Here is a 25191-nt window from a genome sequence, read left to right on the forward strand (position 1 = left end):
ACGCGGTGTCCCGTGCGGTGCTCAGGCGTCGACGACGCGGGAACGGATGAGAAAACGCACTCCTTCGGGTGCCTCCAGGGAGAAGCCGCTGCCCCGGCCGGGTACCACGTCGACGATCAGCCGGGTGTGGCTCCACACCTCGTACTGGCTGCGCGACATCCAGAACGTCACCGGCCGGTCCACCCCCTCGACGTGCAGTTCCGCCAGGAGCACGTCCGAGCCGCCGGTGCGGAACTCACCCTCCGGGTAGCACATGGGGGCGCTGCCGTCGCAGCAGCCGCCGGACTGGTGGAACATCAGCGGCCCATGGGCCTCGCTCAGCCGCCGCACCAGGCCGGCCGCCGCGGGAGTGAGCTCGACGCGCGGGGTCTCCTCGTACATCAGTCGCCGTCCTTCGCCGCACCGGAAGAAGCGGACCCAGACAACCAGTGCCGAGGTTGCGAAGAGGTTGCATCGGACGCGGTGCGCCGGGAGGGGGCGGGGCCGCCCGTCAGAGGTGGCCGAGGACGTTGACCACCCGCCCGCCCGGATCGCGCACGAAGAAACGGCGGACGCCCCACTCCTCGTCGGTCAGCGGATGCACGATCTGCGCGCCGCGTTCCCGCAGGGCGGTGTACGCCGCGTCGACGTCGTCGACCTCGATGCTCAGGTCGGGTGTGACCGGCGCGGTCCTGTCCTCGCTCATGAAGCTGATCTGCGCGGCGGGGTTCTCGGCGGACGCCAGCGTGACGATCCAGCCGTGGTTCATGACCTCCTCGAAGCCCAGCGCCCCGTAGAACTCGGAGTTCTCCCGGGGCGCGGGCGAGTGGAGAGTGGGTACGACGCGGCGAACATGCATCGGGCGGCTCCGCTGGTCGGTCGGGCGGCGGGCGCGTGTGGCCGGGGCAGCGTATCGGAGCGCACCCCGGCGGCGCGCGGCGTCCGTGGCGGTCGGTCCGCAGCCCTGCCCGCACACCGCTCCCGGCGCCCGGCCTCGGAGGGGTGACGCATTCAACTCCGTTTGGACACACAGCGTTTACGTGTGTTCGGCGCGTCGACCGATGGGACTTGTTATGGTGCTACTCGTTGGTAGCAAGTTGTACTGGGGGGACGGGGAGCCTGCGCGTGGACCGCGCCGCAGCTCCCCCCGGCGGGGTGGTCGAGACGGGCGGCGTGGCAAGGGGGCCAGGCCGGTTCCGGTTCCGTGCGCACATGGCACGCGGCCATCGAACTCCAGTTCCCGCACCCGCTATTCCGGACAGGTGAGACTCGTCACATGGCTCGTTCCCTGGTCGATGTACTGACCACACACGCCTCGCAACAGCCCGAACGCACCGCCTACCGGTACCTCCTCACGGGGGACTGCGACGGAGAGATCCAGGAGCTCTCCTACGGACAACTGGCCCGCCGCTCCCGGGCCGTCGCCGCCTGGCTCCAGGAACGCGGGCTGGCCGGCTCCCGCGCCATGCTGCTGTATCCGCCGGGGCTGGAGTTCGTCAGCGCGTTCCTGGGCTGCCTCGCCGCCGGAGTCGTCGCCGTCCCGGGCGTACCTCCGCAGGGACGGGCACACAACCACCGCGCCCTGGTCCGGACGAAGCGGCTGCTCGCCGACGCGGACGCGCGGGTGATCCTCGGTGGCCGCGAAGTCATCGACGTACTGGGCGCGTTGACGCACGACCTGCCCGAACTGGACGCCATCACCCGGGTCGCCACGGAGGACATCCCCGATGACGCGGCCGACTCCTGGCGCGCACCCGACCTCACCGCCGACTCGGTCGCCTTCCTCCAGTACACCTCCGGCTCCACCTCCGCGCCGCGCGGGGTGATGGTGACCCACGGCAACCTGCTGGACAACGAACGGATCATCACCGAGCGGATGGGGCACACACCCGAGACCATCGCCGAGTACGGCCACGAGATGTTCGTCAGCTGGCTGCCCGTGTACCACGACATGGGACTCATCGGCCCGGTCCTGAACACCATCCACCTCGGCGTGACCGCCACCCTGTTCTCGCCGCTGCACTTCCTGCAGCAGCCCTTGCGCTGGCCGGCCGCCGTCAGCCGCTACCGACCGCACACCAGCGGCGGCCCCAACTTCGCCTACGAGCTCTGCCTGAAGCACGCCACCCCCGGCGTCCTCGACGCGCTCGACCTCAGCAGCTGGAAGGTCGCCTTCAACGGCGCCGAACCGGTACGGGCCGCCACCCTCAGGCGGTTCACCGAGACGTTCGGCGCGGCCGGTTTCCGGCGCGCCGCCTTCTACCCGTGCTACGGCCTGGCCGAGGCCACCTTGATGGTCACCGGCGGTTCGGTGGACGCGCCCGCGACGCTCCTGGAGGCCGACGAGAGCGGCCCGCACGCGGGCGCGGCGGACGCGGCGGCCGTCGGCTGCGGCCGCCCCGCCACGGACGTGACCGTGGTGATCGCCGACCCCGAGCGGCAGGAGGAACTGCCCGAGGGCGAGACCGGCGAGATCTGGGTGAGCGGCGCGAGCGTTGCCAAGGGCTACTGGCGCAACGCCGTCGCCACGCGCGAGACCTTCCGGGCCAAGCTGCCGGGCCACGAGGGACGCTTCCTGCGCACCGGCGACCTCGGCTTCCTGCGGGACGGCGAACTGTTCGTCACCGGCCGGCTCAAGGACCTCATCGTCATCGACGGACGCAACCACTACCCGCAGGACCTGGAGCTGTCCGCCGAACTGTCCCACCCGGCGCTGCGGCCAGGCTGCACCGCCGCGTTCTCCGTGGACGGCGGAGTGGACGGCGAACAGCCCGTCGTCGTCGCCGAAGTGGCCCCGGAGGCGGCGGGCGAGGCGGAGACCATCGCCGACCGGGTCCGCAGCGCGATCGGCGAGGCGCACGGTCTGTCCGTGCGCGAGATAGTCCTCGTCCACCCCGGCACCATCCCGAAGACGTCCAGCGGGAAGATCCAGCGCCGCGCCACCCGGGCGGCGTACCACGAGAGCACCCTGTCCCCGGTCGGCGCGCCCGCGGCGCCATGACGCCGGGCGGGCGCCCGCGCACACCGTCGCGCCGGCGCCGGCCCGCCCGCCGCACCGGCCGCGCGCCGAGCGGATCGCCGACGGGCCGGTCGAAGCGGACCGGCCCGAGCCGAGGGCCCCGACCTGCGGCGACGGCCTGACGCACGGCATCCCGGACCGTCGCCGCGGCCGCCGTACCGGCCGTGCGCCCCACGGACCACCGCCGGGGCCGCGCCTCCCGGTGCCTCCCGGCCCCGCGCGACCCGACGCGTCCCCCCTCACCCGAGGCGGTCGCCGTACCCGGCGTACGGCGACCGCCAGCATCCCGTTCCCTAGGACACCCTGCTGATGCCTGCGAACGACTTCCCCCAACAGCCCGTACAGACGCACCCGACCACCTCCGACGACCTGCGCGCCTGGCTGCTGTCGGCCGTCGCCGAGACCACCGGGCTCGACCCGCTCGCCGTCGACCCCGACCGGCCGCTCGCCGAACTCGGCCTCGGATCACGCCAGTTGGTGACACTGGCCGCAGAGGCCTCCGCACGCACCGGCCGGCCGGTGGAGCCGTCCCTCGTCTTCAGCCACCCCACCATCACGGAGCTCGCCGAGGCGATCCTCGACGAACGGCCCGCCGAGACGGCCCACTCGGCGCCGGACGGCCCGCCCGGCCGCACGGACGACGACGTCGCGATCATCTCCATGGCCTGCCGCTTCCCCGGCGGCGCCGACGACCCGGAGGCCCTGTGGCGGCTGCTCGCCGGGAGCGAGGACGCCATCCGCGAGGTGCCCGCGGGCCGTTGGGACACCCGGGGGCTGTACGACCCCGATCCGGAGTCGGTGGGCACGGCCTACACCCTGCGCGGCGGATTCCTCGACGGCATCGACCGGTTCGACGCCTCCTTCTTCGGCATCTCACCGCGCGAGGCCGCCGCCATGGACCCGCAGCAGCGGCTGCTGCTGCAGACCGGCTGGGAGGCGATCGAGCGGGCCGGGATCGTGCCGGAGACCCTGCACGGCAGCGCCACGGGCGTCTACGCCGGCCTGTACGACAGCGGATACCTCGCCTCGGCACCGCTCGACCGGCTCGACGGACACGTGGGCACCGGCTCGGCCCCCAGCGTGGCCTCCGGGCGCATCGCCTACACCCTCGGACTGCACGGCCCGGCGGTCACCGTCGACACCGCGTGTTCCTCCTCCCTCGTGGCCCTGCACCTGGCGGCCCGTGCACTGGCCGACGGCGAGTGCGACCTCGCCCTCGCGGGCGGCGCCACGGTCATGGCGACCCCGCGCGGCCATGTCGAGTTCAGCAGGCTGCGCGGGCTGTCGCCGTCCGGGCGGTGCAGCCCCTTCTCGGCAGACGCGGACGGCGTGGTGTGGGCAGAGGGCTGCGGTGTGGTGCTGCTGAAGCGGCTCACCGACGCCCGCCGGGACGGCGACCGGGTGCTCGCCGTCCTCAAGGGATCGGCGATCAACCAGGACGGCCGCAGCCAGGGCCTGAGCGCCCCCAACGGCCTGGCGCAGCAACGAGTGCTGCGCGCCGCCCTGGCCGCCGCCGGTCTGCACTCGCACGACCTGGACTACGTGGAGGCCCACGGCACGGGCACCCGCCTCGGCGACCCCATCGAGGGCCGCGCGCTGGCCGCCGTCTTCGGGCCGGGCCGCCCGGCCGACCGGCCCCTCGGCGTCGGCTCCCTGAAGTCCCACATCGGTCACACCCAGGCCGCGGCGGGCATCGGCGGAGTCATCAAGACGGTGCTCGCCCTCGGGCACGAGGCGATACCCGCCTCCCTGCACGCCGAGAAGCCCACCGAACAGATCGACTGGGAGAGCGGCGGCCTGCGCGTCCTCAGCGCCGCCCGGCCGTGGCCGCGCGGTGCCGACCGGGTTCGGCGGGCGGGTGTCAGCGCGTTCGGCATCAGCGGAACCAACGCGCACGTGGTGCTGGAGGAAGCACCGGCGGACCTGCTGCGGCCCACCGGGGCGGAGGAGTTGCCGGGCAGCACCCTCTTCCCGCTCTCCGCCCGCAGCCTTCCCGCGCTGCGCGCCCAGGCCGGGCGGCTCCACGACCACCTCACCACCGGCCCGCGGACACCGCTGCCCGCCGTGGCCGCGACGCTGGCCCACCACCGCACCCGGTTCGAACACCGGGCCGTCGTCCGGGCCGCCGACCGCGATGAACTGCTCACCGCACTCCGGGCGCTCGCAGACGGCGAGCCGGACACCGGCCGCACCGTCGGCCCCGAACGGACCCTCCCGGCCGGCAAGGTGGCCTTCGTCTTCCCCGGCCAGGGCGCCCAGTGGGCCGGCATGGCCCGCGACCTGCTCGCGAGCGAGCCGGTGTTCGCCGACGAACTGGACCGCTGCGACGCCGCTCTGCGCCCCTTCACCGAGTGGTCGGTGGCGGCTGTCGTGCGCGGCGACGCGGACGCACCGTCCATGGACCGTGTGGACGTCGTCCAGCCGGTGCTGTTCGCGGTGATGATGGCCCTGGCCGCCGTGTGGCGGGCCCGGGGCGTCCGGCCCGACGCCGTGATCGGGCACAGCCAGGGCGAGGTCGCCGCCGCCTGCGTCGCCGGAGCGATCGGCCTGAACGACGCGGCAGCGGTGGTCGCCCTGCGCAGCCAGATCCTGACCGGGCTGTCCGGCACCGGCACCATGGCCGTCGTCGCCCTGCCGCACACCGAGGTGGAGGCACGCCTGGAAGGTCTCGGCGGCCAAGTCTGCGTGGCCGCCGTCAACAGCGCCCGGACGACCGTCGTCGCCGGAGCCGTCGAGCCGCTGGAAGCCCTGCTCGCAGACCTCGACCGCGAGCAGGTCTTCGCCCGCCGCCTGGACGTCGACTACCCCTCGCACAGCGCGGGCGTGGAGGCCGTCCGCACGCGCATGCTCGACGAGCTCGACGGCGTCACCATCCACCCGGCCCGGGTCGCCTGGTACTCGACGGTCACGGCCGAGCCGGTCACCGAGGAGCTGGGGGCCGACTACTGGTACACCAACCTGCGCGAGCCGGTCCGCTTCGCGTCCACCGTCGAGCGCATGGCGGCCGACGGCCACCGCTACTTCGTCGAACTCAGCCCCCACCCCTCGCTGTTGACCGCCCTGCACACCATCGGTGAGGACTCCGGCCACGCACTGGTCGCCGTCGGCTCGCTCCGCCGCGACGAGCACGGACCCTCCTGTCTGGACCGCGCCGCCGCCGAACTCCACGTCCACGGAGGGACGGTCGACTGGCGGCGCCTGGTCGCCGACACCGCCCCCGCGGACCTGCCGACCTACGCCTGGGACAGCGAGCGGCACTGGATCGAGCCGGAGCCCGCGGCCGGTGCCCCCGGCCTCCTCGACCGCGCCGCACACCCGTTGCTCGGCATCCAGCTGCAGTCCGCGGACGAGACCCGCTGGACCTTCCGCAACGAGTGGTCCGCGGCCACCGCCGACTGGCTGCCCGACCACACCGTCTTCGGCCGGACCGTGGTGTCGGGCACGACCCTGATGGAGCTGTGCCGCGCCGCCCTGGCCGTGGCTCGCCCGCAGGACCCGGCCGACGTCACCGACCTGCTGCTCCTCGCGCCCCTCACGCTGCCCGGCTCCGGCACCGTCGAGGTGTCCGTCGAGGTGGTCACCGCCGGCCCGGTTCCCGAGGTCACCGTGCACAGCCGACCCCGCGGCCAGGACGACTCGGGCTGGACCCTGCACGCCACCGCCTCGGCTGCCGAGCCGGTGACCCCGGCGCCGACGCCGGAGCCCGCATGGCCTCAAGCCGCGGAGGCGGCCTGGCCTCCCGGCACCTACCAGCGGCTCACCGCGCTCGGCCTCGGCTACGGCCCCGCCTTCCAAGGGGTGCGGGAAGCCGCGGCGACCGGCGACGGCGCACTGCTGGCCCGGCTCTCGCTGCCGTCCGTGGCCCGCGACGCGGCCGACCCCTATCCGGTCCACCCGGCGCTGCTGGACGCCGCACTGCACGTGGCCACCGCGTTCGACAGCTCCGCGGACCGGGTGCTGCTGCCGGTCTCGGTGGGCCGCTGCGCACTGCCGCACGGTCGTACCGACGAACTGACCGTGTCCGTACGGCGGACCGGCGGCTCCGGTACCGACCTCACCCTGGACGTCACGCTGTGGGACGCCGACGGCTTCCCCGCCGGGCGCCTGGAAGGCGTACGGCTGCGGCCCGCAGGCCCGGCGGACCTCGTCGGCGCGGCGGAGAACGGCCGTCACCTGTACGAGGTGGCATGGACGGCGCTCACCGAGCAGCCGGACGCGGCGCCCGGCACCGAGTGGGACGTCGTCGGCGACCGGACCGACCCGCAGCTCGCCGCGGCCCTGCACGGCATCGCGGCGGCGGGCGTCCGGGTGCGCGAGCAGGGCGCCGACGTCCTCGTACGGTTCTGGCCCCGCGCCGCCGACCCCGCCGAACCGGCGGCCGGGGCCGGGGACCTCGCGGCCCAGGCCCTCGCCGAGCTGCAGGCGCTCCTGGCCCGGAAGGAGGCCCCCGCACGCACCGTCTGGGTGACCCGGGGCGCGGTCGCCACCGGTTCCGGGGACACGGTGCCCGGCCTGGCCCAGTCGGTGCTGTGGGGCCTGGCCCGCAGCACCCGCGCCGAACACCCGGAACTCGGACTGACCCTGCTCGACCTCGACGGCACCGAGGACCCCTCGGTCGCCCTGCGGGCCGCCGTCGCGTGCGTGGACGAGCCCGAACTCGCCCTGCGCTCGGGCGCCTTGTTCGCGCCCCGGCTGGTGCGCGCCCGCGCCGGGGAGCCCACCCCCGCGCCGATCCCCACCGACGGCACCGTACTGATCACCGGTGGCCTGGGTGCGGTCGGCCGCCACATCGCCGGGCTGCTCGCCGAACGCGGCGTTTCGCGCCTGCTGTTGACGTCACGTCAGGGACCGGCCGACCCACGCGCCGCCGAGGTCACCGCCGAACTCACCGCGCTCGGCGCCAAGGTGGAGGTGATGGCGTGCGACGTCACGGACGCGGCGGCCCTGACCTCCGTACTCGGCGCCATCGGTGACGAGCTGCCGCTGCGGGGCGTGGTGCACTGCGCCGGCGTCCTCGACGACGGGGTGGTGGCCGAGCTGTCGCCGCAGCGCCTCGCCCGGGTGCTGCGCCCCAAGGCCGACGGCGCCGCCCACCTGCACCGGCTCACCGGCGACACGCCGCTCGACCTGTTCCTGCTGGTCTCCTCGGCCGCCGGCGTCGTCGGAAACGCGGGACAGGCCAACTACGCGGCAGCCAACGTCTTCCTCGACCAACTCGCCCACCACCGGCGAGCCCTGGGCCGGCCCGCCCTGTCGGTCTCCTTCGGCGCCTGGGCGGGTGAAGGCCTGGCCGCCGAGCACGCCGACCTGGAACGGATGGCCCGTCTCGGGCACCGGTCCCTCACCCCCGAGCAGGGCCGCGACCTCGTCGAACTCGCCCTGCGCCGGGACAACCCGCACCTGGTCGCCTGGAGCCTGGACCTGTCCCGCCTGCGCCGGACCACGGCCGCCACCGGCGGCGCCGCGGCCGCGCTGTGGCGCACCCTGCTGCCCGCACCCCGCACCGGGCAGGACGACGGCCAGGGCCTGGCGGACCGCCTGGCCCGCCTGCCGGAAGCCGAACGCGCCGAACGGATCCTGGGCCTGGTCCGCGAGGAGGCCGCCCGCGCGCTCGGCCTGCGTTCGGCTCAGTCCGTCCGCCCCGACCAGCCGCTGCGCGAACTCGGCATGGACTCCGTGACGGCGGTCGAACTCCGTAACCGCATCGGCACCCGCATCGGTGCCCGCCTCCCCGCGACCCTCCTGTTCGACCACCCCACCCCTGCCCGGCTCGCCGAGCACCTGCTGAGCACGGCGCTCGCGACGAGCAGCCGCAGCACCCTTCGCCTCGAAGCACGCCCGGCCCGCACCACGGCCGTGCCCTGCGACGAGCCGGTGGCCGTCGTCTCCATGGCCTGCCGTCTGCCGGGCTCGGTGAGCGATCCCGAAGGCCTGTGGCAGCTGCTGGCCGAACGCCGGGACGCGGTGGGCCCGTTCCCCGCCGGGCGCTGGGACGTGGAGTCGCTGTACGACCCCGACCCGGACGCCCCGGGCAAGTCCTACGCCCGGGAGGGCGGCTTCCTCGACGACATCGAGTCCTTCGACGCGGGCTTCTTCGGCATCACCCCGAAGGAGGCGGCGGCCATGGACCCCCAGCAGCGGCTGCTGCTGGAGACCGCCTGGGAGGCCCTGGAGGGCGCCGGGATCGTCCCCGCCGGGCTGGCGGGCAGCACCACCGGCGTGTACGTCGGCATGTTCGGCAGCGAGTACCTGGCGGGATCCCGGCTGGACCAGCTGGACGGGTACGTCGGCACCGGGTCGGCGCTCAGCGTTGCCTCCGGCCGGCTCGCCTACGCGCTGGGTCTGCACGGCCCCGCGCTGACCGTGGACACGGCGTGCTCGTCGTCCCTGGTGGCGGTGCACCTGGCGGCGCAGGCACTGCGGTCGGGCGAGTGCGACCTGGCGCTCGCCGGCGGGGCGACCCTGATGGTGACGCCGCAGACCTTCGTCGAGTTCAGCCGGCTGCGCGGCCTGTCCGCCACGGGCCGGTGCCGCTCGTTCTCCGACGACGCCGACGGCGCCGTCTGGGCCGAGGGCGCCGGCATGATCGTACTGAAGCGGCTGAGCGACGCGCTGCGCGACGGCGACCAGGTGCTGGCGGTGCTGCGCGGTACCGCCGTCAACCAGGACGGCCGCAGCCAGGGCCTGTCGGCGCCCAACGGCCCCGCCCAGGAACAGGTGATCCGCCGGGCCCTTCGACTGTCCGGGCTGGAGCCCGCGGACATCGACTACGTGGAGGCCCACGGCACGGGCACCACGCTCGGCGACCCCATCGAGGCGAACGCCCTGGCACAGGTCTTCGGCGGGTTCCGCCCGCAGGACCGCCCGCTGCACCTCGGCTCGCTCAAGTCCAACCTCGGGCACACGCAGGCCGCCTCGGGCGTGGCCGGGCTGATCAAGGTGGTGCAGGCGCTGCGCCACGAGACGCTGCCGGCCACCCTGCACGCCGACACGCCCACGCGCCACGTCGACTGGAACGGCAGCGGGCTGCACCTGCTGCGGGAGGCGCTCGACTGGCCGTCGACGCCACAGCGGGTGCGGCGTGCCGGGATCAGCGCGTTCGGGATCAGCGGAACCAACGCCCACGTCGTCGTGGAGGAGGCACCCCGGACACCGACCGCGAGCACACCTGAACCCTCGCCCGGAAAGCGGCTGTTCGTTCTGTCCGGACGGACCGAGGCCGCCCTGCGCGGACAGGCCGCCCGGCTGGCCCGGCACCTGAGCGGGAACACCGCGCTGCCCGACATCGCCCACACCCTCGCCCGGCATCGCAGCCACTTCGAGTGGCGGACGGCGGTCGCCGCCGACGACCGGGACGAACTGCGCGGGGCGCTGGAGGCGTTGGGCACCGGACGGGCACCGCTGGCTCCGCCCCGCGCGGACCCGACGGGCAAGGTGGCCTTCGTCTTCTCCGGGCACGGCGGTCAATGGCCCGGCATGGGACTGGAGTTGGCGGCCGGATCGGACGCGTTCCGGGAAGAGTTGGCGCGCATCGACGAGGCGGTGCGGCGGCACGTCGGCTGGTCGGTGCTCAATGTGCTGCGGGCGCCGGAGGAGTTCTCCCCCCTCGACCGGACCGAGTACCTGCAACCGGTGCTGTTCGCCGTCAACGCGGCCCTGGCCGCGGCCTGGCGGCCGCTCGGCGTCGCACCGGAGGCCGTGGTCGGGCACAGCCTGGGTGAGATCGCCGCCGCGTACAGCGCCGGCGCCCTCACCCTCGACGACGCCGTGGCCGTGGTGACCGGGCGCGCCGGGACCGTCGTGCCGCTGGTCGGGCAGGGCGGCATGCTGTCCGTGGACCTGCCGCGCACCCGGGTCGAGGAACTGCTCGCCCCGCACGAGGACCGGCTGTTCGTCGCCGCGGTCAACAGCGCCGGCTCCACCGCCGTGTCCGGCGAGGCCGAGGCGCTGGCGGCACTGCGCCGGTACCTGGAAGAGCAAGGGATCTCCGCCCGGCCGCTGTCCACGCCGTTCGCCTCCCACACCCCCCTGATGGAGCCGCTGCGCGAGGAACTGCTCGACCGCTTCTCGGGCGTCCGCGGCACACCGTCGTCGACGCGGCTGTACTCGACGGTCCTCGCCGAAGCCGTGACCGGCGACCGGCTGGACGCCGAGTACTGGTACGCCAACCTGAGGCAGCCGGTGCGCTTCGCCGACACGATCCGGCGGATGCTGGACGACGGCTACCGCTACTTCGTCGAGCTCAGCCCGCATCCCTCCCTGCTCTCCTCCATCGAGGCGGTGGCCGCCGAGGCCGGGGTCGACGCCGTCGGCATCGGCTCGCTGCGCCGCCAGCAGGACGGCCCCGACGTACTGGTGCGCAGACTGGGCGAGTTGTACACGGCAGGCCACACCCCCGACTGGACCGTGCCGTTCCCGCACGGCCACCGCGTCGATCTGCCGACCTACGCCTTCGACCGCGAACGCCATTGGCTCGCGCCCGCCCCCGCCACCACCGAGGGCTCCTCCCCGCTCCTCGGCACGCACGTCGAGTCCAGCGACGAACCCGGTCGGCACATCTTCCAGAGCGACATCGACCTGCGGGACAGCAGATTCGCCCACCTGACCGACCACCGGGTCAACGGCGAGATCTGGCTGCCCGGGGCCGCGCTCCTCGGCATGGCCCTGGAGGCAGCGTCCGCGGTGCAGGACGAACGGGACGTGTGCCTGACCGACGTGAGATTCCTGCGGCCGCTGCGGCTCGACCCGGAGCGGCCCGTCCGCCTGCAGTTGGTGCTGCGGCCCGCCCAGGAGGACGGCATCCGGGACTTCACCGTCGCCTCCGCGGCCGCCGGGGGCCGGTTCCCCCGGTGGGAGCAGCACGCCGGCGGACGTCTCACCCCCGCACCCGCCGCCACACCGGGCCGGGCCGGCCCCGGACCGGCCGAGCTGCGCGAACAGTGCACGGAAGAGGTCGACACGTCGGACGTCTACGCCCGGCTGGCCGCGCTCGGCATCGACTACGGCCCCGCCTTCCGCGGACTCACCGAGGGCCGGCGCGGCCGGGCCGCCGCCCTCGGCCGGCTGAGCGCCGGACCGGCGGCCGGCCATCTGGTGCACCCCGCGGTCCTCGACGCCGCCTTCCACACGGCCGCCCTGCCCGGCGACGCACCCGAGGGCCGGGCGTTCGTGCCGTCCGGCGTCGGACGGCTGCGGTTCACCGGGCATCGCGGCACGCCCGCCTGGGCCACCTGCAGACTGCGGTCCGTGGCCGGGGACAGCGCCACCATGGACTTCGCGATCTGGGACGAGGACGAGCAACTCCTGCTGGAGGCCCAGGAGTTCGGTCTGGCCGCGCTGTCGCCGCTGGACGGCGCGCTCTTCGAGACCCGCTGGCAGACGCGGCCGGTGGCCCAGGAGCCCCCCACCGAGGGGAGCTGGCTGATCCTGGCGGACGACAGCGGAGTGGCCGGGGAACTCGGCGAGCGCCTCGGCGAGTCGGTCCCGCACGTCATCGCCCGCAGGGGCAACGCCTTCGCAGTGGAAGGCCCCGGCCGCTACGTCCTGGACCCGGCCGACCCGCGGCACCTGACCCGGCTGCTGGACGAGGCGTTCCCGGACGGACCGCCCGAGCAGGTGGTCCAGCTGTCCGCCCTGGACGCACCCTCCATCACGGACGCCACCACGGCCCAGGAGGCGGCGCGGCTGTGCTGCCTGAGCACCCTGCACCTGGTGCGCGCGCTCGCCGACCGCCCGCGGCGCCGGGCACCGCGCCTGTTCGTCGTGGTGCGCGGCAGCCAGGCCGCCGGTGACAGCACCGCGGTGACCAACCCGCAGCAGGCGCTCGCCTGGGGCTTCGGGCTCGCCGTGGCGCAGGAGTACCCGAACCTGTCGACGACACTGGTCGACCTGCCGCCCACCGGCGGTGCCGAAGCCCTGTGGACCCAGCTGCGGCACGCGGACGACGAACGGCTCGTCGCCCTGCGCGGGACGGGCCGCCTGGTACCGCGGCTGGCCCGCACCCACCCGGACGACGGCGGACCCGGCGAGACCTCTCCCGACGGTGTGCAGCTGATCACCGGCGGCCTCGGCGGCATCGGCCGGGTCGTCGCCGAGCGACTGGTCCGGCGCGGCGCCCGCCGACTGGCACTGATGAGCCGCGGCACCCCCGACAGCCACACCGCAGGCTGGATCGAGGACCTGCGGCAACGCGGCGTCACGGTGCACCTCGCCCGCGCCGACGTGGCCGACCGGGACAGTCTGACGGCCGCGCTGGACGCCGTACGACAGCAGGCCGGGCCGATCGCCGCGGTCGTGCACGCGGCCGGTGTGCTCGACGACGCCACCGTGGCGAACCTGACCGACGAACGCGTCCTGCGCGTGCTCGCCCCCAAGGTCCTCGGCACCGCCCTCCTCACCGAACTGGTCCCGGAAGCCCGCGACCTGGTCCTGTTCGCCTCGGCGGCCGGACTCCTCGGCTCGGCCGGGCAGAGCCCGTACTCGGCGGCGAACGCCTTCCTCGACGCCTGGGCACACCACCTCTCCCGCACCGACCGACGCGCGCTGAGCCTGGACTGGGGAGCCTGGGCCGGGGTCGGCATGGTCGCCGGGTCCGATGCCCGGGCCGCCGAGACCAGCCGGTCGGGCCTGGTCGCCTTCACCCCGCAGGAGGGCGGCGAGCTGTTCGAACGGGTGCTGGCCACGGGCCGCCGCCAACTCGCCCCGCTCGCCCTGGACTGGGAGATGCTGACACTCGTCCCCGACGCCGTGCGCACCCGTCCCCTGCTGGGCGGCCTGATCACCGCACCGACCGGCACGGCCGGCTCCGACGACCTCGTGAAGAAGGTCTTCGCGGCCACGACCGAGCAGGACCGCGCCAGTTGGCTCGAAGCCTACGTACGGGCCAGGGTCGGTGAGGTCTCCGGGGGCGCCGTGGACGCGTCCGCGACCACGGCCCTGAAGGAACTCGGCCTGGACTCGCTCATGCTGGTGCGGCTGCGCAACGCCTTCGGCCGTGAACTGGGTGTCGAACTCCCGGCCGCCGACGTCTTCGCCGCCGCCGACATCCGCGGCCTGGCCCGGGCCCTGGGCGAGGCGCTGCCCGAACGGGCGGCCCAGGCAGCACGACAGCAGACCGACACCGCCGTCACGGAGGTACCGGTACCCGGCACCGAACTGCGGCCCGCCACCCGAGACGTCGTGCGGCTGCTGCGCAGCGCCCGGCCCGGCATGCCGGGCGCGGCGCACGCGATCGGCCTGGCCGTCCGGCTCACCACGCCGACCACCGGCGAGGAGCTCACCGCCGTCCTGGAACGGCTCGTGGCCCGGCACGCCGCCCTGCGCACCGCGATCGTCAGCGGTGGCGAAGGCGGGTGGCAGCTGCGCGTGGACCGCGAGCTCGCGGAACCGGTGCTGCGCCGGACGGTCGCCGAGGACGAACCCGACGCCGCCGACCGGCTGCGGCAGCTGCTGGAGCCGCCCTTCGACCCCGCGCGGGCGCCGCTGTGGCGGTTCGAACTGGTCGACGCGGGCCCGCACGGCCAGATCCTGGTCTTCGGCGCCCACCACGCGGTCAGCGACCTGCAGTCGCTGCTGCTCGTGGCCGGCGAGATCGACGCGGAACTCTCCGGCACCCCGCTCGGCGACGCCGTCACCAACCGCGACATCGCCCTGCTCGTCGAGGCCCAGCGCGGCGGCGAGGGCGTGGACACCGAATGGCGCGAGTCGTTCCACGGCAGCGAGCGCCTGGACCTGACTCCGGCCCGGCCGCGCCCGGCGACACGGTCGTACCGGGCGGGCAGCGTGACCGTGACGATCCCCGACGGGCTGACGGAACGGGTGTCGGCGGCGGCGGGCCGGCTGGCGATCACCCCCGCCGCGTTCTGCCTGGGCACGCTGACGGTGCTGCTGGCCAGGAAACGGGAGCGGGAGCGGTTCGTGCTGGCCGTACCCGTGGACACCCGCATCCACGCGGACGCGTACGACGCGGTGGGCTTCTTCGGTGTGCCGGTGCCGTTCCCGGCCGAGGCGCGGGCCGGCGAGCCCGTGGCCGAGGTGCTGCGGCGCACGGACGGGCGCCTGCAACGGGTGCTGGCCAAGGGCGCCATGTTCTCCGACGTCCTGGCCACGCTGGCCCGGCAGGGTCTGTACCGGGAGAACGCTCCGCTGGTCGAGGTCTACTTCAACTACGTGCGCTCCGCACGCCGCCTCACCCGGCTGGAGGTCCTGCCGGCCGGCACCGGCTACTCCGACCTCGACCTGATGATCACCATGACCCCGGACGCGGCACGCATCCGGCTCGACCACAACCTGGACATCCTGGACGCGGTGGCGACGGCGGAGCTGGGGGAGGAGTTCCTGCGGCTGCTCCAGGAGACCGCGGAGGATGCCGGTGCCGCGGTCGTCGCCGCTCCCGCACCGGACGCCGCTCCCGCACCCGTGGCCGCTCCTGCACTCGACGCGGCTCCAGTACCCGAGTCCGCCGCCGCAGCCGACGCCGTGCCCGCCGTCGCCTCGGTGCCAGGGCCGCGCCGGTCCTTGGCCCTCGGTGCCACCTTCGCGCTCGGCAACCTGCCGTTGATGTGCCGTGCGGCCCTCGACGGCGGAACAGACGGCGGAACGCACGGCGCTGAGTTGACGATCGCCGAAGCGCCGTACCACCAGGTGCTCGCCGGCCTCCAGGACCCCTCCGGCGTGTTCGCCGACCCCTCGACCGCCGTGGGTGTGGTGCTGCTGCGGGCGGCGGACCTGGAGCGCTTCGGTCCGGTGGACGACGCGCTGCTGGCCGAGCTGCGTACCGCCTACCCGGCCGCGGTGAAGGCCCTGGCCGCCCGCACCCGCACTCCCCTGGTCGTCGGCCTCCTGCCCTCGGCGGGGAAGGACGACCGCCTCACACGGTGGGAGCGCGGGATCGCCGGCGAGCTGGCCGACGTGCCCGGTGTGGCGGTCCTCGGCCCCGAGGACTGGACCCGGCACCACCCCGTCGAGCAGCGCTTCGACGAGCGGACCGAGCGGCTGGCCCACCTGCCGTTCACCCCGCCCTTCCAGGCGGCCGTGGCGCTGCGTCTGGCGGACGTCGTACGGGCCGTGCTGCGCCCCGCGCCGAAGGTCATCGCGGTGGACGGCGACGAGACCCTGTGGGGTGGGGTCGCCGGCGAGATCGGGCCGCAGGCCGTCGACCTGGCCGGTCCGCGGGCCCGGCTCGCGCGCAGGCTGCTGCGCTGGCGCGCGGCGGGCGCGCTGCTGGTGCTGGTCAGCAACAACGACGAGGCCACCGTGCGGGCCGTCCTGGACCGTCCGGACAGCCTGCTGAAGGCCGAGCACTTCAGCGTGGTCTCCGCCGCCTGGGGCCCCAAGCCGGGCCGCCTGGCCGAGGCCGCCCGGACGCTCGGCCTCGGCCTGGACAGCTTCCTGTTCCTGGACGACAACCCGGCCGAGATCGCGAAGATGCGCGCGGCGCTTCCAGAGGTCTTGTCGGTGACCTGCCCCCCGGTCGCGGAACTGGACGACTTCCTGGGCCGGTTGTGGCCGCTGGTCCCGGCCGCGGCGACCGCGGAGGACACGCTGCGGGCCCGGTTCTACGCACAGGAGCGGGAGCGGGACGCCGTCCGCGAGCAGGCCGGTTTCGCCGAGTTCCTGGCGCAGCTGGACCTCGAGGTCGACATCCGGGCCCTGACCGCGGCCGACGTGCAGCGGGCCGAGCAACTCGTCCGCCGCACCAATCAGTTCACCCTGCGGGCCCGGTCGGCCGACGGCGGCGACGTCGCCCGGTGGCGGGAGCGGGGGGAGGTGTGGACGGCGGCCGCCCGCGACCGGTTCGGCGACTACGGTCAGATCGGCCTGCTCGCCGTGTGCGCGGACGGCGGTCAACTCGACGTCCTGGCCTGGTTGATGAGCTGCCGTGCGCTCGGCCGGGGCGTCGAGGAACGCCTTCTGCAGTGGCTGGCCGGCCACGCGGAGGAGCGGGGCTGTGCGAAGGTCCGGCTGACGGCGGAACGCACCGCGCGCAACGCACCGGCCCGGCGGCTGCTGGCCGCGCTGGGCGGGGGCGAACCCGACGACGAGCGACTGGAAGCCGTCGTCACGCCGGACCAGCTGCGGGCGTTCCGCTCCTGGGAGCAGCGTTGAGGAAAATGCGCACTTCGCACTCACTTGTCGGAAAAAGCACTGAAGTCAGGGAAGGAAGCGGGCACATGGTGAGGGGCTCCGATGCGTGACATGCACGAGGACGCCGGACAACGGGCGGCCGCCGAGTCGATCGAGCGCGGAGGCGGCGGCCTCAGTGTGACCGACCTGCTGGCCAGGGTGATGGCGTCGGCGACGGCGACGGACTCCGGTGCCGCCTCGACCACTGCCCGGGACGTCGACGGCCTGGCCGCCACCATCGCGGCCGCCGCGGGCCGCTACCTGCCCGGCGGACACCTGTCGTCCGACACCGACTTCTTCGACGCCGGAGGCACCTCCGTGCACGCCGTGGAACTGGTGGCGCAACTGGAAGCCGAGCTGGGCATCGCCCTGGAACTGGACGAGGTGTTCGCCGACGCACGGCCGATCAGCCTGGCCCGGCGTTGCCTGCCGGCAACAGCGGGCGCCGAAGCGAACCCGGGCACCACCACATCCCCTCCCGGCCCCCTGCCCGGCCCGTCCCCGCGCACCGCTGAGGCGGTGCCGGCCGATCTCCTCCCCGGGTCCGCCGAGGCCCCGTACTCCAGGGCCCGCCGAGAGGACCTCGACCAGATCCTGGCCGACCTCTCGCTCGCCGACCGCCTGCCGTTCACCGACCTGCCCGAGCCGCTGCCGCCCCGCCGCATCCTGCTGACCGGCGCCACCGGGTTCCTCGGCAGCCACATGCTGCTCGATCTGCTGCGGCACAGCGACGCCCACGTGTACTGCCTGGTCCGCGCGGCCGACGAGAAGGCGGCCGTCGCCCGGCTCGGCGAGGCGCTGCAGAGCTACCGCCTGCCCTGGTCCTCGGAAGTGCGCAGGCGCGTGACCGTCCTGCCCGGCGACATCCGGCAGCCGCGGCTCGGCCTGACCGACGAGCAGTGGCACACCCTCGCCCACGAACTGGACAGCGTCGTGGGCGTGGCCGCGGCCGTGGACTTCCTGCGCGGCTACCACTCGCTGCGGGGCAGCAACGTCCTCGGCGCACTCACCCTGGCCGAACTCGCGGCCACCGGCAGGCCCAAACCGCTGCACCACATCTCCTCGATCGCCGTCTTCAACGAGATCGGCATCACCTCCATGGGCGAGGACGACCCGCTCGCCCATGCCGACCGGCTCATCTCGGGCTACGACCAGTCGAAGTGGACGGCGGAAGTCGCCCTGCGCCGGGCCAGGGACCACGGCCTGGTGGTCACCGCGCTGCGCCCGGGCGGCATCGGCGGCCACACCGGAACCGGCGCCTACAACCCCCAGGACCTCAGCAGCGGCCTCATCTCCGCGTTCGGCCGCTTCCGCACCGTCCCCGCCTTCCACTGCCTCAACGCGGCGCCCGTCGACTGGGTCAGCCGCGTCGCCGTCGCCGCGATCTGCGAACCGGACGCCTGGGGCTTCGACTACAACCTCACCGGTGTGCCCAACACACTCGACGACGTCGTACGCGACATGGCGCTCGGTGGCATGCACGTGCGCGTGCAGGACTGGGACGAGTGGCGGACCGACGCGCTGGCCCGACTGGAGGCCGAACCGGTGCCCGAACTGGCCTTCCTGAGCCGCGTGCTGCAGAGCCCCACGGCCGTCAAGCTCTGCGAGGCCACCCTCAAGGGCCCGGCCGCCACCGGCGAACGCACCGCCGCGCTCGTCGCGGCGCTCGGTCTGCCGCCCGCGGCCCGCTACGACGCGCGGGCTCAGCTGAAGACGTTCGAGCGGCTCGCCCAGGACGGCCTCGCCCGGCTGCCGCACAAGGACGACCAGCCGTACCTGTGGTTCGCCGAGACGACCGAGGGCGCGGTCGGCCCGGCCGGCGCCCCCGCCGACACGCCCTGCTCGATGGCGCTCACCCTCTCCATCGCGAGCATGTACCAACTGATGAAGGAACGCCGGGTGGACGTCACGGGCGAGGTCTCCTGCGCGGCGGTCCACCCCGAGCCGCTGACCGTCGAGCGCGGCGACGTCTGGATCCGGCCCGAGGAGGGCATCCCGCGGCAGCACGGTTTGGCCCACCAACTCCTGTGCTACCGGCTGCTGTTGCGCGACGCGGACGGCGGCCACTGGTGGCTGGAGGGACGCAAGCACGCCCGCGCCCGGCGCGACCTGTGGCGGCAGACCCGCGCACTGACCGTCGAGATCGGCCGCGCCGGGGAACCGGCGAGCCTCACCGGCGAGGTCGTCGTACCCGCCGACTCCTACGTCCGCGACCAGATCGACGGCATCAAGGTGGACCCGCGCCTGACCAGCCGGGAGAAGCGCGCCGCCAAGCTGACCTGGCTCGCCTGGTTCGGCCTGGAGATGGGCCGCGGCCTGCTCGGCCCCTTCGCACGGGCCGCGGCCGACCTGCTCGACCTTCGCCGCACCCCGACCCTCACGGAGCACCACCGATGATCTTCCCAGCCGCGAACTCCCGCGCCCCGAGGCCGGCGCTCCGCAGGGTCAGGACCACCCCGGCCCTGCGCCCCCTCCAGCACCGTCTCGACCCGGCCGCCGTCGAGGAGATCCCCTTCCGGGCGGGCGACGGGCTCCGCCTCGGCCTGACCCGCATCCACACCGGCGACACCGGCCGCCCGGCCGTGCTGCTCCTGCACGGCCACACCGCCTCCGCCGACATGTTCCTGCTGCCCGAGACCCGCAACCTGGTCGACGTCCTCCTCGACGAGGGCTACGAGCCCTGGCTGCTGGACTGGCGGGGCAGCTGCCGGCTGCCGTACAACGAGACCGGGCGGCGATACACGTACGACGACGTCGCCCTGTACGACATTCCCGCCGCCGTCGCCCACATCCGCGAACGCGTCGGCGACCGCCCGCTGTTCGTGGTCGCCCACTGCATCGGCTCGCTCACCCTGTCCCTGAGCATGGCGGCGGGGCTGGTGCCCGGGCTGGCGGGCGTGGTGTCCCAGGGGGTGTTCCTGACGCCGAAGCTCGCGGGCCGGACCTCGCTGCGCATGTCGGTCGCGGGGGAGCTGCTCAAGACCCGGATCGACCACATCCCCGTGGACTTCCGCAAGGTGGGCCTGTGGTCCAGGTACACGCCGTTGTTCGCGCTGGCCGCACGGAAGGCGTCCTGCCCCGACCCCACCTGCCAGATCCTGCACAACTCCGCCTGGGGCACGGGCGCCTCGCTCTTCGTGCACGAGCACCTGTCCCAAGCCACCCACGACCGGCTGGCCGACCTGCTCGGCCCCGCACCGCTGTGGATCCTGCCCCACCTGCGGCGCATCGAGCTGGCCCGCACCGTGGTCCGCTGGCACGACACCGACCACCGCTACCGGGCCCTGCCCCCCAACGCGCTCGACGCGGCCGGCCGCATCGACACCCCGGTGCTGCTCCTCGCCGGCAGCGAGAACGGGCTGTGGCTCGACTCCCAGAAGCTCTGCCACGAGGTCCTCGCCCACCGGCAACCGCAGTTGGACGTGACATACACCGAGATCCCCGGCTACGGCCATCTGGACACCTTCCTGGGCCGGGGCGCCGCCCTCGACGTGTTCGGACACATCCTCGACTTCCTCGGCGAACGGCGGTGACGACAGCCGGGCGGCCGACTACCGTACTCGTCAGTAATCGAATGCACCCCAGGAGGCGCCCCATGCCGCAGCTCGAAGTCGACGGCGCGCTGCTGACGTACGACGACCAGGGCCCGCGCGACGGCGACGGCGTGCCCCTGGTGTTCATCCACGGCTGGACGGCCGACCGGCACCGCTGGGACCACCAGATGGAGCACTTCTCCGTCGAGCGCCGGGTCATCCGGCTCGACCTGCGCGGGCACGGGGAGAGCGGCGGAGCGGGGTCCCGGACGATCGCGGAGCCGGCCCGCGACGTGGTGACCCTGCTGGACCACCTCAAGGTCGACCGGTGTGTCCTGATCGGCCACTCCATGGGCGGGATGATCGCGCAGACGATCGCCCTCGACCACCCCGATCGAGTCGAGCGGCTGGTGCTGGTGAACTCCATCGGCCGGATGACCTACAGCCGGGGCAGGGGCCTGCTGATGGCGGTGTCGACCCGGGTCCCCTTCAAGCTGTTCGTCGCCGCCAACATCCAGCGCGCCTTCGCCCCCGGCCACCCCCGCGAGGAGATCCGGCAGTACATCCGCGCCTCCGCGGCCACCCCGCGCGAGGTCGTCATGACGTGCTACTCCGCGATGCGTGCCTTCGACGTCCTCGACCGGGTGGGCGAGATCGAGGTGCCCACCCTCCTCGTGCACGGCTACCACGACATCCAGCTGCCGGTGCAGCAGATGCTGCGCCTGGCGAAGGCCTACCCGGACGCCGAAGTGCGCATCATCGACGCCGGTCACGAACTTCCCGTGGAGAAGCCGGCCGAGCTGACCAGGACCCTCGACCGGTTCCTGACCTCCAAGGGGTGAAGTGCCGGGGACGGGCCCCGTGGCGGCGCTCGTCCCCGGCCCCCACGGGTCCCGTCGGCGCCGCCGACCTGCTGTGACTTCCCCCACCTGCCCTTGCCGCAGGGGGGAAGGCCTACCTACGTTCGATCGCATGTCCTCCCATGGCCCCGTCCTTCCCGGCGAACCGGACGAACCCGCCGCAGCGAGCAGGCCCGCGGCGGACCGACCCGGCAGCTCCGCACCGGTCGACTTCGCCCTCGACCTGAACGCACACGAAATGCTGCGGCGCACCCATGTCATGGCCGCTCTCGGCCCGGACTGGGACCCCGTCGCGGCACTCCGGGGAGAAGAGGAGGCCTACGAGATGCTGTACTCCGGCCTCAGCCCGGAGCAGCAGCGTCTGTACGACGAACTGGTCGCGGCCGGAGTGCTCCCGAGCGGAGGGGGCGGTCATGCTGCCGCTTGACCCGCAGGCCGACATCGGGCGGCGCGCTTGGGTGGACTGTCCCCGGTGCGCCGACCACCGCGGGTGCGCCACGTGCGAGCAGGGGAGCACCTGCTCCAGGCACTGGCGTTACCTGCTCTCCAACACGGGCAGCCTGCTCCACCTGCAGTGCCCGTCGTGCACCCACATCTGGAGTCACGAAACCCACTTCGGCGCCACCCGCGCGAACCAGGACCGTCCGGGGCGATAACGGCCGCCTTCCCCGTGCGAGAGGAAGATCACGTCAGGTGACGCGGTCTTGGCCGGGTACCTCTGACGCGGTACCGTCGGTCCGATATCGACGACGGCGAGACGGAAGCCGGTGGGAAACCGGCACGGTCGCGCCACTGTATGCGAGATGCTGCCGAGGCATGTCGTGAGTCAGACCCGTGGCCGTCGTCCTGTGCACCACCGAGATGGGACGCGAGCTCCCGGAGGAGGTTCTGCCATGGCGCAGACCGTCGCCCAGCCGACAGCCACCACTCCTGCCATCCCCGCCAAGCTGCCGCTGAAGGCGATAGCTCCCTGGGCGGTCTTCTTCGGCATCCTGATGCTGGTCCTGCTGTACTTCGTCGGCGCCGAGCAGGGCGCCACCTCCGTGTTCAACGGCACGGACGTCCACGAGTGGGTGCATGACGCCCGTCATCTGCTCGGCTTCCCCTGTCACTGACGTGAGGGACGCCGCACGCCCATGAACTCCCCAACGGTAAGGAAGCTCCTCGTGCGGGGCATGCTCGCCGGCCTTGCGGCCGGCGTGCTCGCCCTGATCGCCGCCTACCTTCTCGGTGAGCCGAACGTCGACAAGGCGATCAGCTTCGAGGAAGCCCACTCCCACGAGCACGAGATGGAGGTCGTCTCCCGCTCCCTGCAGTCCACCGCCGGTCTCGCCACCGGCGTCCTGGTCTACGGGGTCGCCTTCGGCGGCATCGCCGCGCTCGCGTACTGCTTCGCGCTGGGCCGGGTCGGCCGCTTCAGCCCGCGTGCCACGGCACTCCTGCTCTCGGGCTGCGCGCTGCTCGCCGTGTACGTCGTCCCCTTCCTGAAGTACCCGGCCAATCCGCCGTCGGTCGGCAACTCCGACACCATCGGCAAGCGGACCGCCCTGTACTTCCTGATGATGCTGCTCAGCGTGCTGCTCGCGGTCGCTGCCACGATCCTGGGCAAGCGCCTGGCGCCCGGCCTCGGCACCTGGTGGGCGACGGTGGTCGCGGTGGCCGCCTTCGCCGCCGTGATCGGCCTGGCCTACGCCTTCCTGCCGGCCGTCAACGAGGTCCCGAAGGACTTCCCGGCCACCCTGCTGTGGCGGTTCCGCCTGTCCGCCCTGGCCGTCCAGGCCGTCCTGTGGGGCGGATTCGGCCTGCTCTTCGGCGAGTTGGCCGAGCGGCAGCTGAACCCCAAGCAGGCAACGGCCCTGTCCAGAGGGACGGTTCCCGCCCCGAACTGAACAGTCCCGGAACACGAGAGGGCCCCTCGGAACCGTCCGAGGGGCCCTCTCGCGCCCCGACGCGGACACCGCGCCACGCCTGGTGGCCGCGCGCCGGTCCGACGTGGTCCTGCTCGACCTCGGCCTGCCCGCATCCTCGGCGCAGCATGACGGACCCGAGGACCGCGCCACGTCACCGGGGCGTGGCCCTCGGGCTCACCCGCAAGGGTTGAGGCGCCCGCGGCCTTCCGAGCCACGGCGCCCGTGGCTTCCCGCACTGCTGCGCCCGCGCCGTCTCAACGCGTCCAGCCGTCGGGCGAGACGGCCAGGGGCCTGCCAAGCCGTAGGTTCCAGCGTCCGGTTCGTCCGCTGAGTTCCGTGGCCGTCAACGGCGGTACGTCGAGCCGCCAGAAGGCAGCCGCGGGCAGGCCCAGGACATGAACGACCGCGGCCCGCACGATCTCCGGCTCGACCACCGCGACCGTACGTCCTTCTGTGTCCTGTGCGGTGTCCAGCCAGCCCCCGATCCGCTCGCACACGTCCCGCACCGACTCCCCGCCGTGTGCTGCCCAGCCGGGGTCGGTGAGCCAGCGTCCCACTGCTTCCGGCTCGGCGGCTCCCACCTCCTCGAGGGTGCGCCCGCTCCATCGGCCCACATCCAGCCCCTTGAGCTCCGGTATCTCCACGCCGTCCAGGCCGAGCGCCTCAGCCGTCTGAAGGCAGCGCACGCTCGGGGCGACCAACACACGGGCGGGCGCGGGCAGAGAGCCCGCTGCCGAGCGGGCGTGGGCCGCCCCGACGTCGTCGATCGAGTCGCCCCCGTAGAAACGGGCCTGCCGCAGCGACGGGCTCGTGGCGGGCGAGACGAAGGTCACGCGGCTGGTCACGTGGCTGCTCCTGCGGTGGGTGTCGTCGGTGTCGGCGGTGTCAAAGGGTGTGGGTCTCCACGGGGTACGGCACGTACGTACGCCGGTCCGGGGCGATGGCCAGCCGTCCGCCGGCCGGTGGCCGGGCCCGCTGGGCGCAGTCGCGGCGCTCGCAGATCCGGCAGCCCAGGCCGATGGGCGTCACGCCCCGTGGCTCGTCCAGCGCGCCCCCCTCGGCGTGGACGAGCCGGTGCGCGTGCCGCAGCTCGCAGCCGAGCGCCACCGCGAACTCGGCGCGCGGGGCGTGATGGCCGAAGCCACCGCGGGTGATGGTCCGTGCGACGCGCGCGGGGCGGCGAGGGCGGCGGCCTGTTCGGCGGCGTCGCGGTAACGGCGGTGCAGGGCGACCAGGGCGCGCGCCACCTTCGGATGGTCCCGGGCGGCCGCGAAGACGTCCTCATCGACCGGAAGCGGCACTCCGCACGCCTCATCGGCGAGCGCTGCCCGCAGACCGGCGGCCAGCCGGTCCTCGTCGGCCTCGGAGAAGAACTCCGTGTCGACACCGAAAACCTCGGCGATACGCAGCAGCACGGGAGCCGTCAGTGGGCGTTGGCTCTGCTCGATCTGGTTGGCGTAGCTGGTGGAGATGCCGAGTGCGCGGGCCATGTCGACCTGGTTCATGCCGTGCTCGCGGCGCGGCCGACGCAGCTTCGCACGGGCGTAGATCTTCCGTTCCGCCGGTCGCCGGGCCATGTGCGCACCTCTCCGTCCCAGCCCGCCTCGATTGCGAACATAGCATCCGCAGGATTCGCAGCTTTCGCGGATTCGCGGCTCCGCGATGTACGGATTCCGCATGCTGGAGCGGTGGCCTCGCAGCCGACCGCCGGGAAAGCTCATGCACATCAGCCCTCAGGCATGCCACCCGCCAGTGCGAGGAGTCCC

At 73.8% G+C, this 25191-nt stretch carries 12 protein-coding genes, 1 pseudogene and 1 riboswitch; of the genes and pseudogenes, 9 read left to right on the forward strand and 4 right to left on the reverse strand.

The features are described 5' to 3' along the window. Positions 1 to 21: 21 nt before the first annotated feature. Positions 22 to 381 carry a DUF779 domain-containing protein gene (locus AB0A61_RS07875; RefSeq protein WP_361287830.1) on the reverse strand — a complete coding sequence of 120 codons (360 nt, stop codon included), beginning with the start codon at positions 379 to 381 and terminating at the stop codon, positions 22 to 24. A gap of 109 nt (positions 382 to 490) precedes the next feature. Further along, complete coding sequence (locus AB0A61_RS07880; protein ID WP_361287833.1) at positions 491 to 838, reverse strand: VOC family protein; 348 nt, start codon at positions 836 to 838, stop codon at positions 491 to 493. A 417-nt stretch (positions 839 to 1255) separates the two neighbouring features. Here AB0A61_RS07880 and AB0A61_RS07885 point away from each other — a divergent pair, with 417 nt between their 5' ends. From AB0A61_RS07885 to AB0A61_RS07925, 9 genes are all read left to right on the forward strand, one after another. After that, positions 1256 to 2980, forward strand: coding sequence for a fatty acyl-AMP ligase (locus AB0A61_RS07885; protein WP_361287836.1), 1725 nt, complete (start codon positions 1256 to 1258; stop codon positions 2978 to 2980). 327 nt (positions 2981 to 3307) lie between these two features. Further along, the gene (locus AB0A61_RS07890; RefSeq protein WP_361287839.1) at positions 3308 to 17104 is read left to right on the forward strand and encodes an SDR family NAD(P)-dependent oxidoreductase; all 13797 of its coding nucleotides are present in this window, start codon (positions 3308 to 3310) and stop codon (positions 17102 to 17104) included. Positions 17105 to 17185: 81 nt separating this feature from the next. Then, a complete protein-coding gene (locus AB0A61_RS07895; protein ID WP_361287842.1) occupies positions 17186 to 19519 on the forward strand; it encodes a thioester reductase domain-containing protein in 2334 nt (777 codons plus the stop codon). Beyond that, complete coding sequence (locus tag AB0A61_RS07900) at positions 19516 to 20655, forward strand: alpha/beta fold hydrolase (RefSeq protein WP_361287845.1); 1140 nt, start codon at positions 19516 to 19518, stop codon at positions 20653 to 20655. The genes AB0A61_RS07895 and AB0A61_RS07900 overlap by 4 nt, the downstream gene beginning before the upstream one ends. Before the next feature lie 62 nt (positions 20656 to 20717). Continuing rightward, positions 20718 to 21497 carry an alpha/beta fold hydrolase gene (locus AB0A61_RS07905; RefSeq protein WP_361287848.1) on the forward strand — a complete coding sequence of 260 codons (780 nt, stop codon included), beginning with the start codon at positions 20718 to 20720 and terminating at the stop codon, positions 21495 to 21497. Positions 21498 to 21627: 130 nt separating this feature from the next. Further along, complete coding sequence (locus AB0A61_RS07910) at positions 21628 to 21942, forward strand: DUF6400 family protein (protein ID WP_361287851.1); 315 nt, start codon at positions 21628 to 21630, stop codon at positions 21940 to 21942. After that, positions 21929 to 22171, forward strand: a complete 243-nt coding sequence (locus AB0A61_RS07915; RefSeq protein WP_361287854.1) for a hypothetical protein — start codon at positions 21929 to 21931, stop codon at positions 22169 to 22171. The genes AB0A61_RS07910 and AB0A61_RS07915 overlap by 14 nt, the downstream gene beginning before the upstream one ends. 60 nt (positions 22172 to 22231) lie before the next feature. Then, positions 22232 to 22373: riboswitch (cobalamin riboswitch) on the forward strand. Between the two features lie 35 nt (positions 22374 to 22408). Next, entirely contained in the window at positions 22409 to 22630 is a 222-nt protein-coding gene (locus AB0A61_RS07920) for a CbtB-domain containing protein (protein WP_208030505.1), read from the forward strand. A 21-nt stretch (positions 22631 to 22651) separates the two neighbouring features. After that, positions 22652 to 23404 carry a CbtA family protein gene (locus AB0A61_RS07925; protein WP_361287857.1) on the forward strand — a complete coding sequence of 251 codons (753 nt, stop codon included), beginning with the start codon at positions 22652 to 22654 and terminating at the stop codon, positions 23402 to 23404. A 275-nt stretch (positions 23405 to 23679) separates the two neighbouring features. Here the strand turns inward: AB0A61_RS07925 and AB0A61_RS07930 are convergent, their stop codons facing one another. Then, on the reverse strand, positions 23680 to 24270 hold the full coding sequence (locus AB0A61_RS07930; protein WP_361287860.1) for a histidine phosphatase family protein: 591 nt from the start codon (positions 24268 to 24270) through the stop codon (positions 23680 to 23682). A gap of 40 nt (positions 24271 to 24310) precedes the next feature. Continuing rightward, positions 24311 to 25002 (reverse strand): annotated as a pseudogene (locus tag AB0A61_RS07935) (short-chain fatty acyl-CoA regulator family protein). Between the last annotated feature and the right edge of the window lie 189 nt (positions 25003 to 25191).

It is taken from the genome of Streptomyces sp. NPDC046197, from assembly GCF_040646295.1.
GTDB lineage: Bacteria > Actinomycetota > Actinomycetes > Streptomycetales > Streptomycetaceae > Streptomyces.

What these genes read in the sequence shown, in the direction of transcription:
- AB0A61_RS07915 (WP_361287854.1), top strand. Translation starts at nt 21,929, where the DNA reads ATGCTGCCGCTTGACCCGCAGGCCGACATCGGGCGGCGCGCTTGGGTG.
- AB0A61_RS07900 (WP_361287845.1), top strand. Translation starts at nt 19,516, where the DNA reads ATGATCTTCCCAGCCGCGAACTCCCGCGCCCCGAGGCCGGCGCTCCGC.
- AB0A61_RS07910 (WP_361287851.1), top strand. Translation starts at nt 21,628, where the DNA reads ATGTCCTCCCATGGCCCCGTCCTTCCCGGCGAACCGGACGAACCCGCC.
- AB0A61_RS07885 (WP_361287836.1), top strand. Translation starts at nt 1,256, where the DNA reads ATGGCTCGTTCCCTGGTCGATGTACTGACCACACACGCCTCGCAACAG.
- AB0A61_RS07905 (WP_361287848.1), top strand. Translation starts at nt 20,718, where the DNA reads ATGCCGCAGCTCGAAGTCGACGGCGCGCTGCTGACGTACGACGACCAG.
- AB0A61_RS07920 (WP_208030505.1), top strand. Translation starts at nt 22,409, where the DNA reads ATGGCGCAGACCGTCGCCCAGCCGACAGCCACCACTCCTGCCATCCCC.
- AB0A61_RS07890 (WP_361287839.1), top strand. Translation starts at nt 3,308, where the DNA reads ATGCCTGCGAACGACTTCCCCCAACAGCCCGTACAGACGCACCCGACC.
- AB0A61_RS07880 (WP_361287833.1), bottom strand. Translation starts at nt 838, where the DNA reads ATGCATGTTCGCCGCGTCGTACCCACTCTCCACTCGCCCGCGCCCCGG.
- AB0A61_RS07895 (WP_361287842.1), top strand. Translation starts at nt 17,186, where the DNA reads ATGCGTGACATGCACGAGGACGCCGGACAACGGGCGGCCGCCGAGTCG.
- AB0A61_RS07875 (WP_361287830.1), bottom strand. Translation starts at nt 381, where the DNA reads ATGTACGAGGAGACCCCGCGCGTCGAGCTCACTCCCGCGGCGGCCGGC.
- AB0A61_RS07925 (WP_361287857.1), top strand. Translation starts at nt 22,652, where the DNA reads ATGAACTCCCCAACGGTAAGGAAGCTCCTCGTGCGGGGCATGCTCGCC.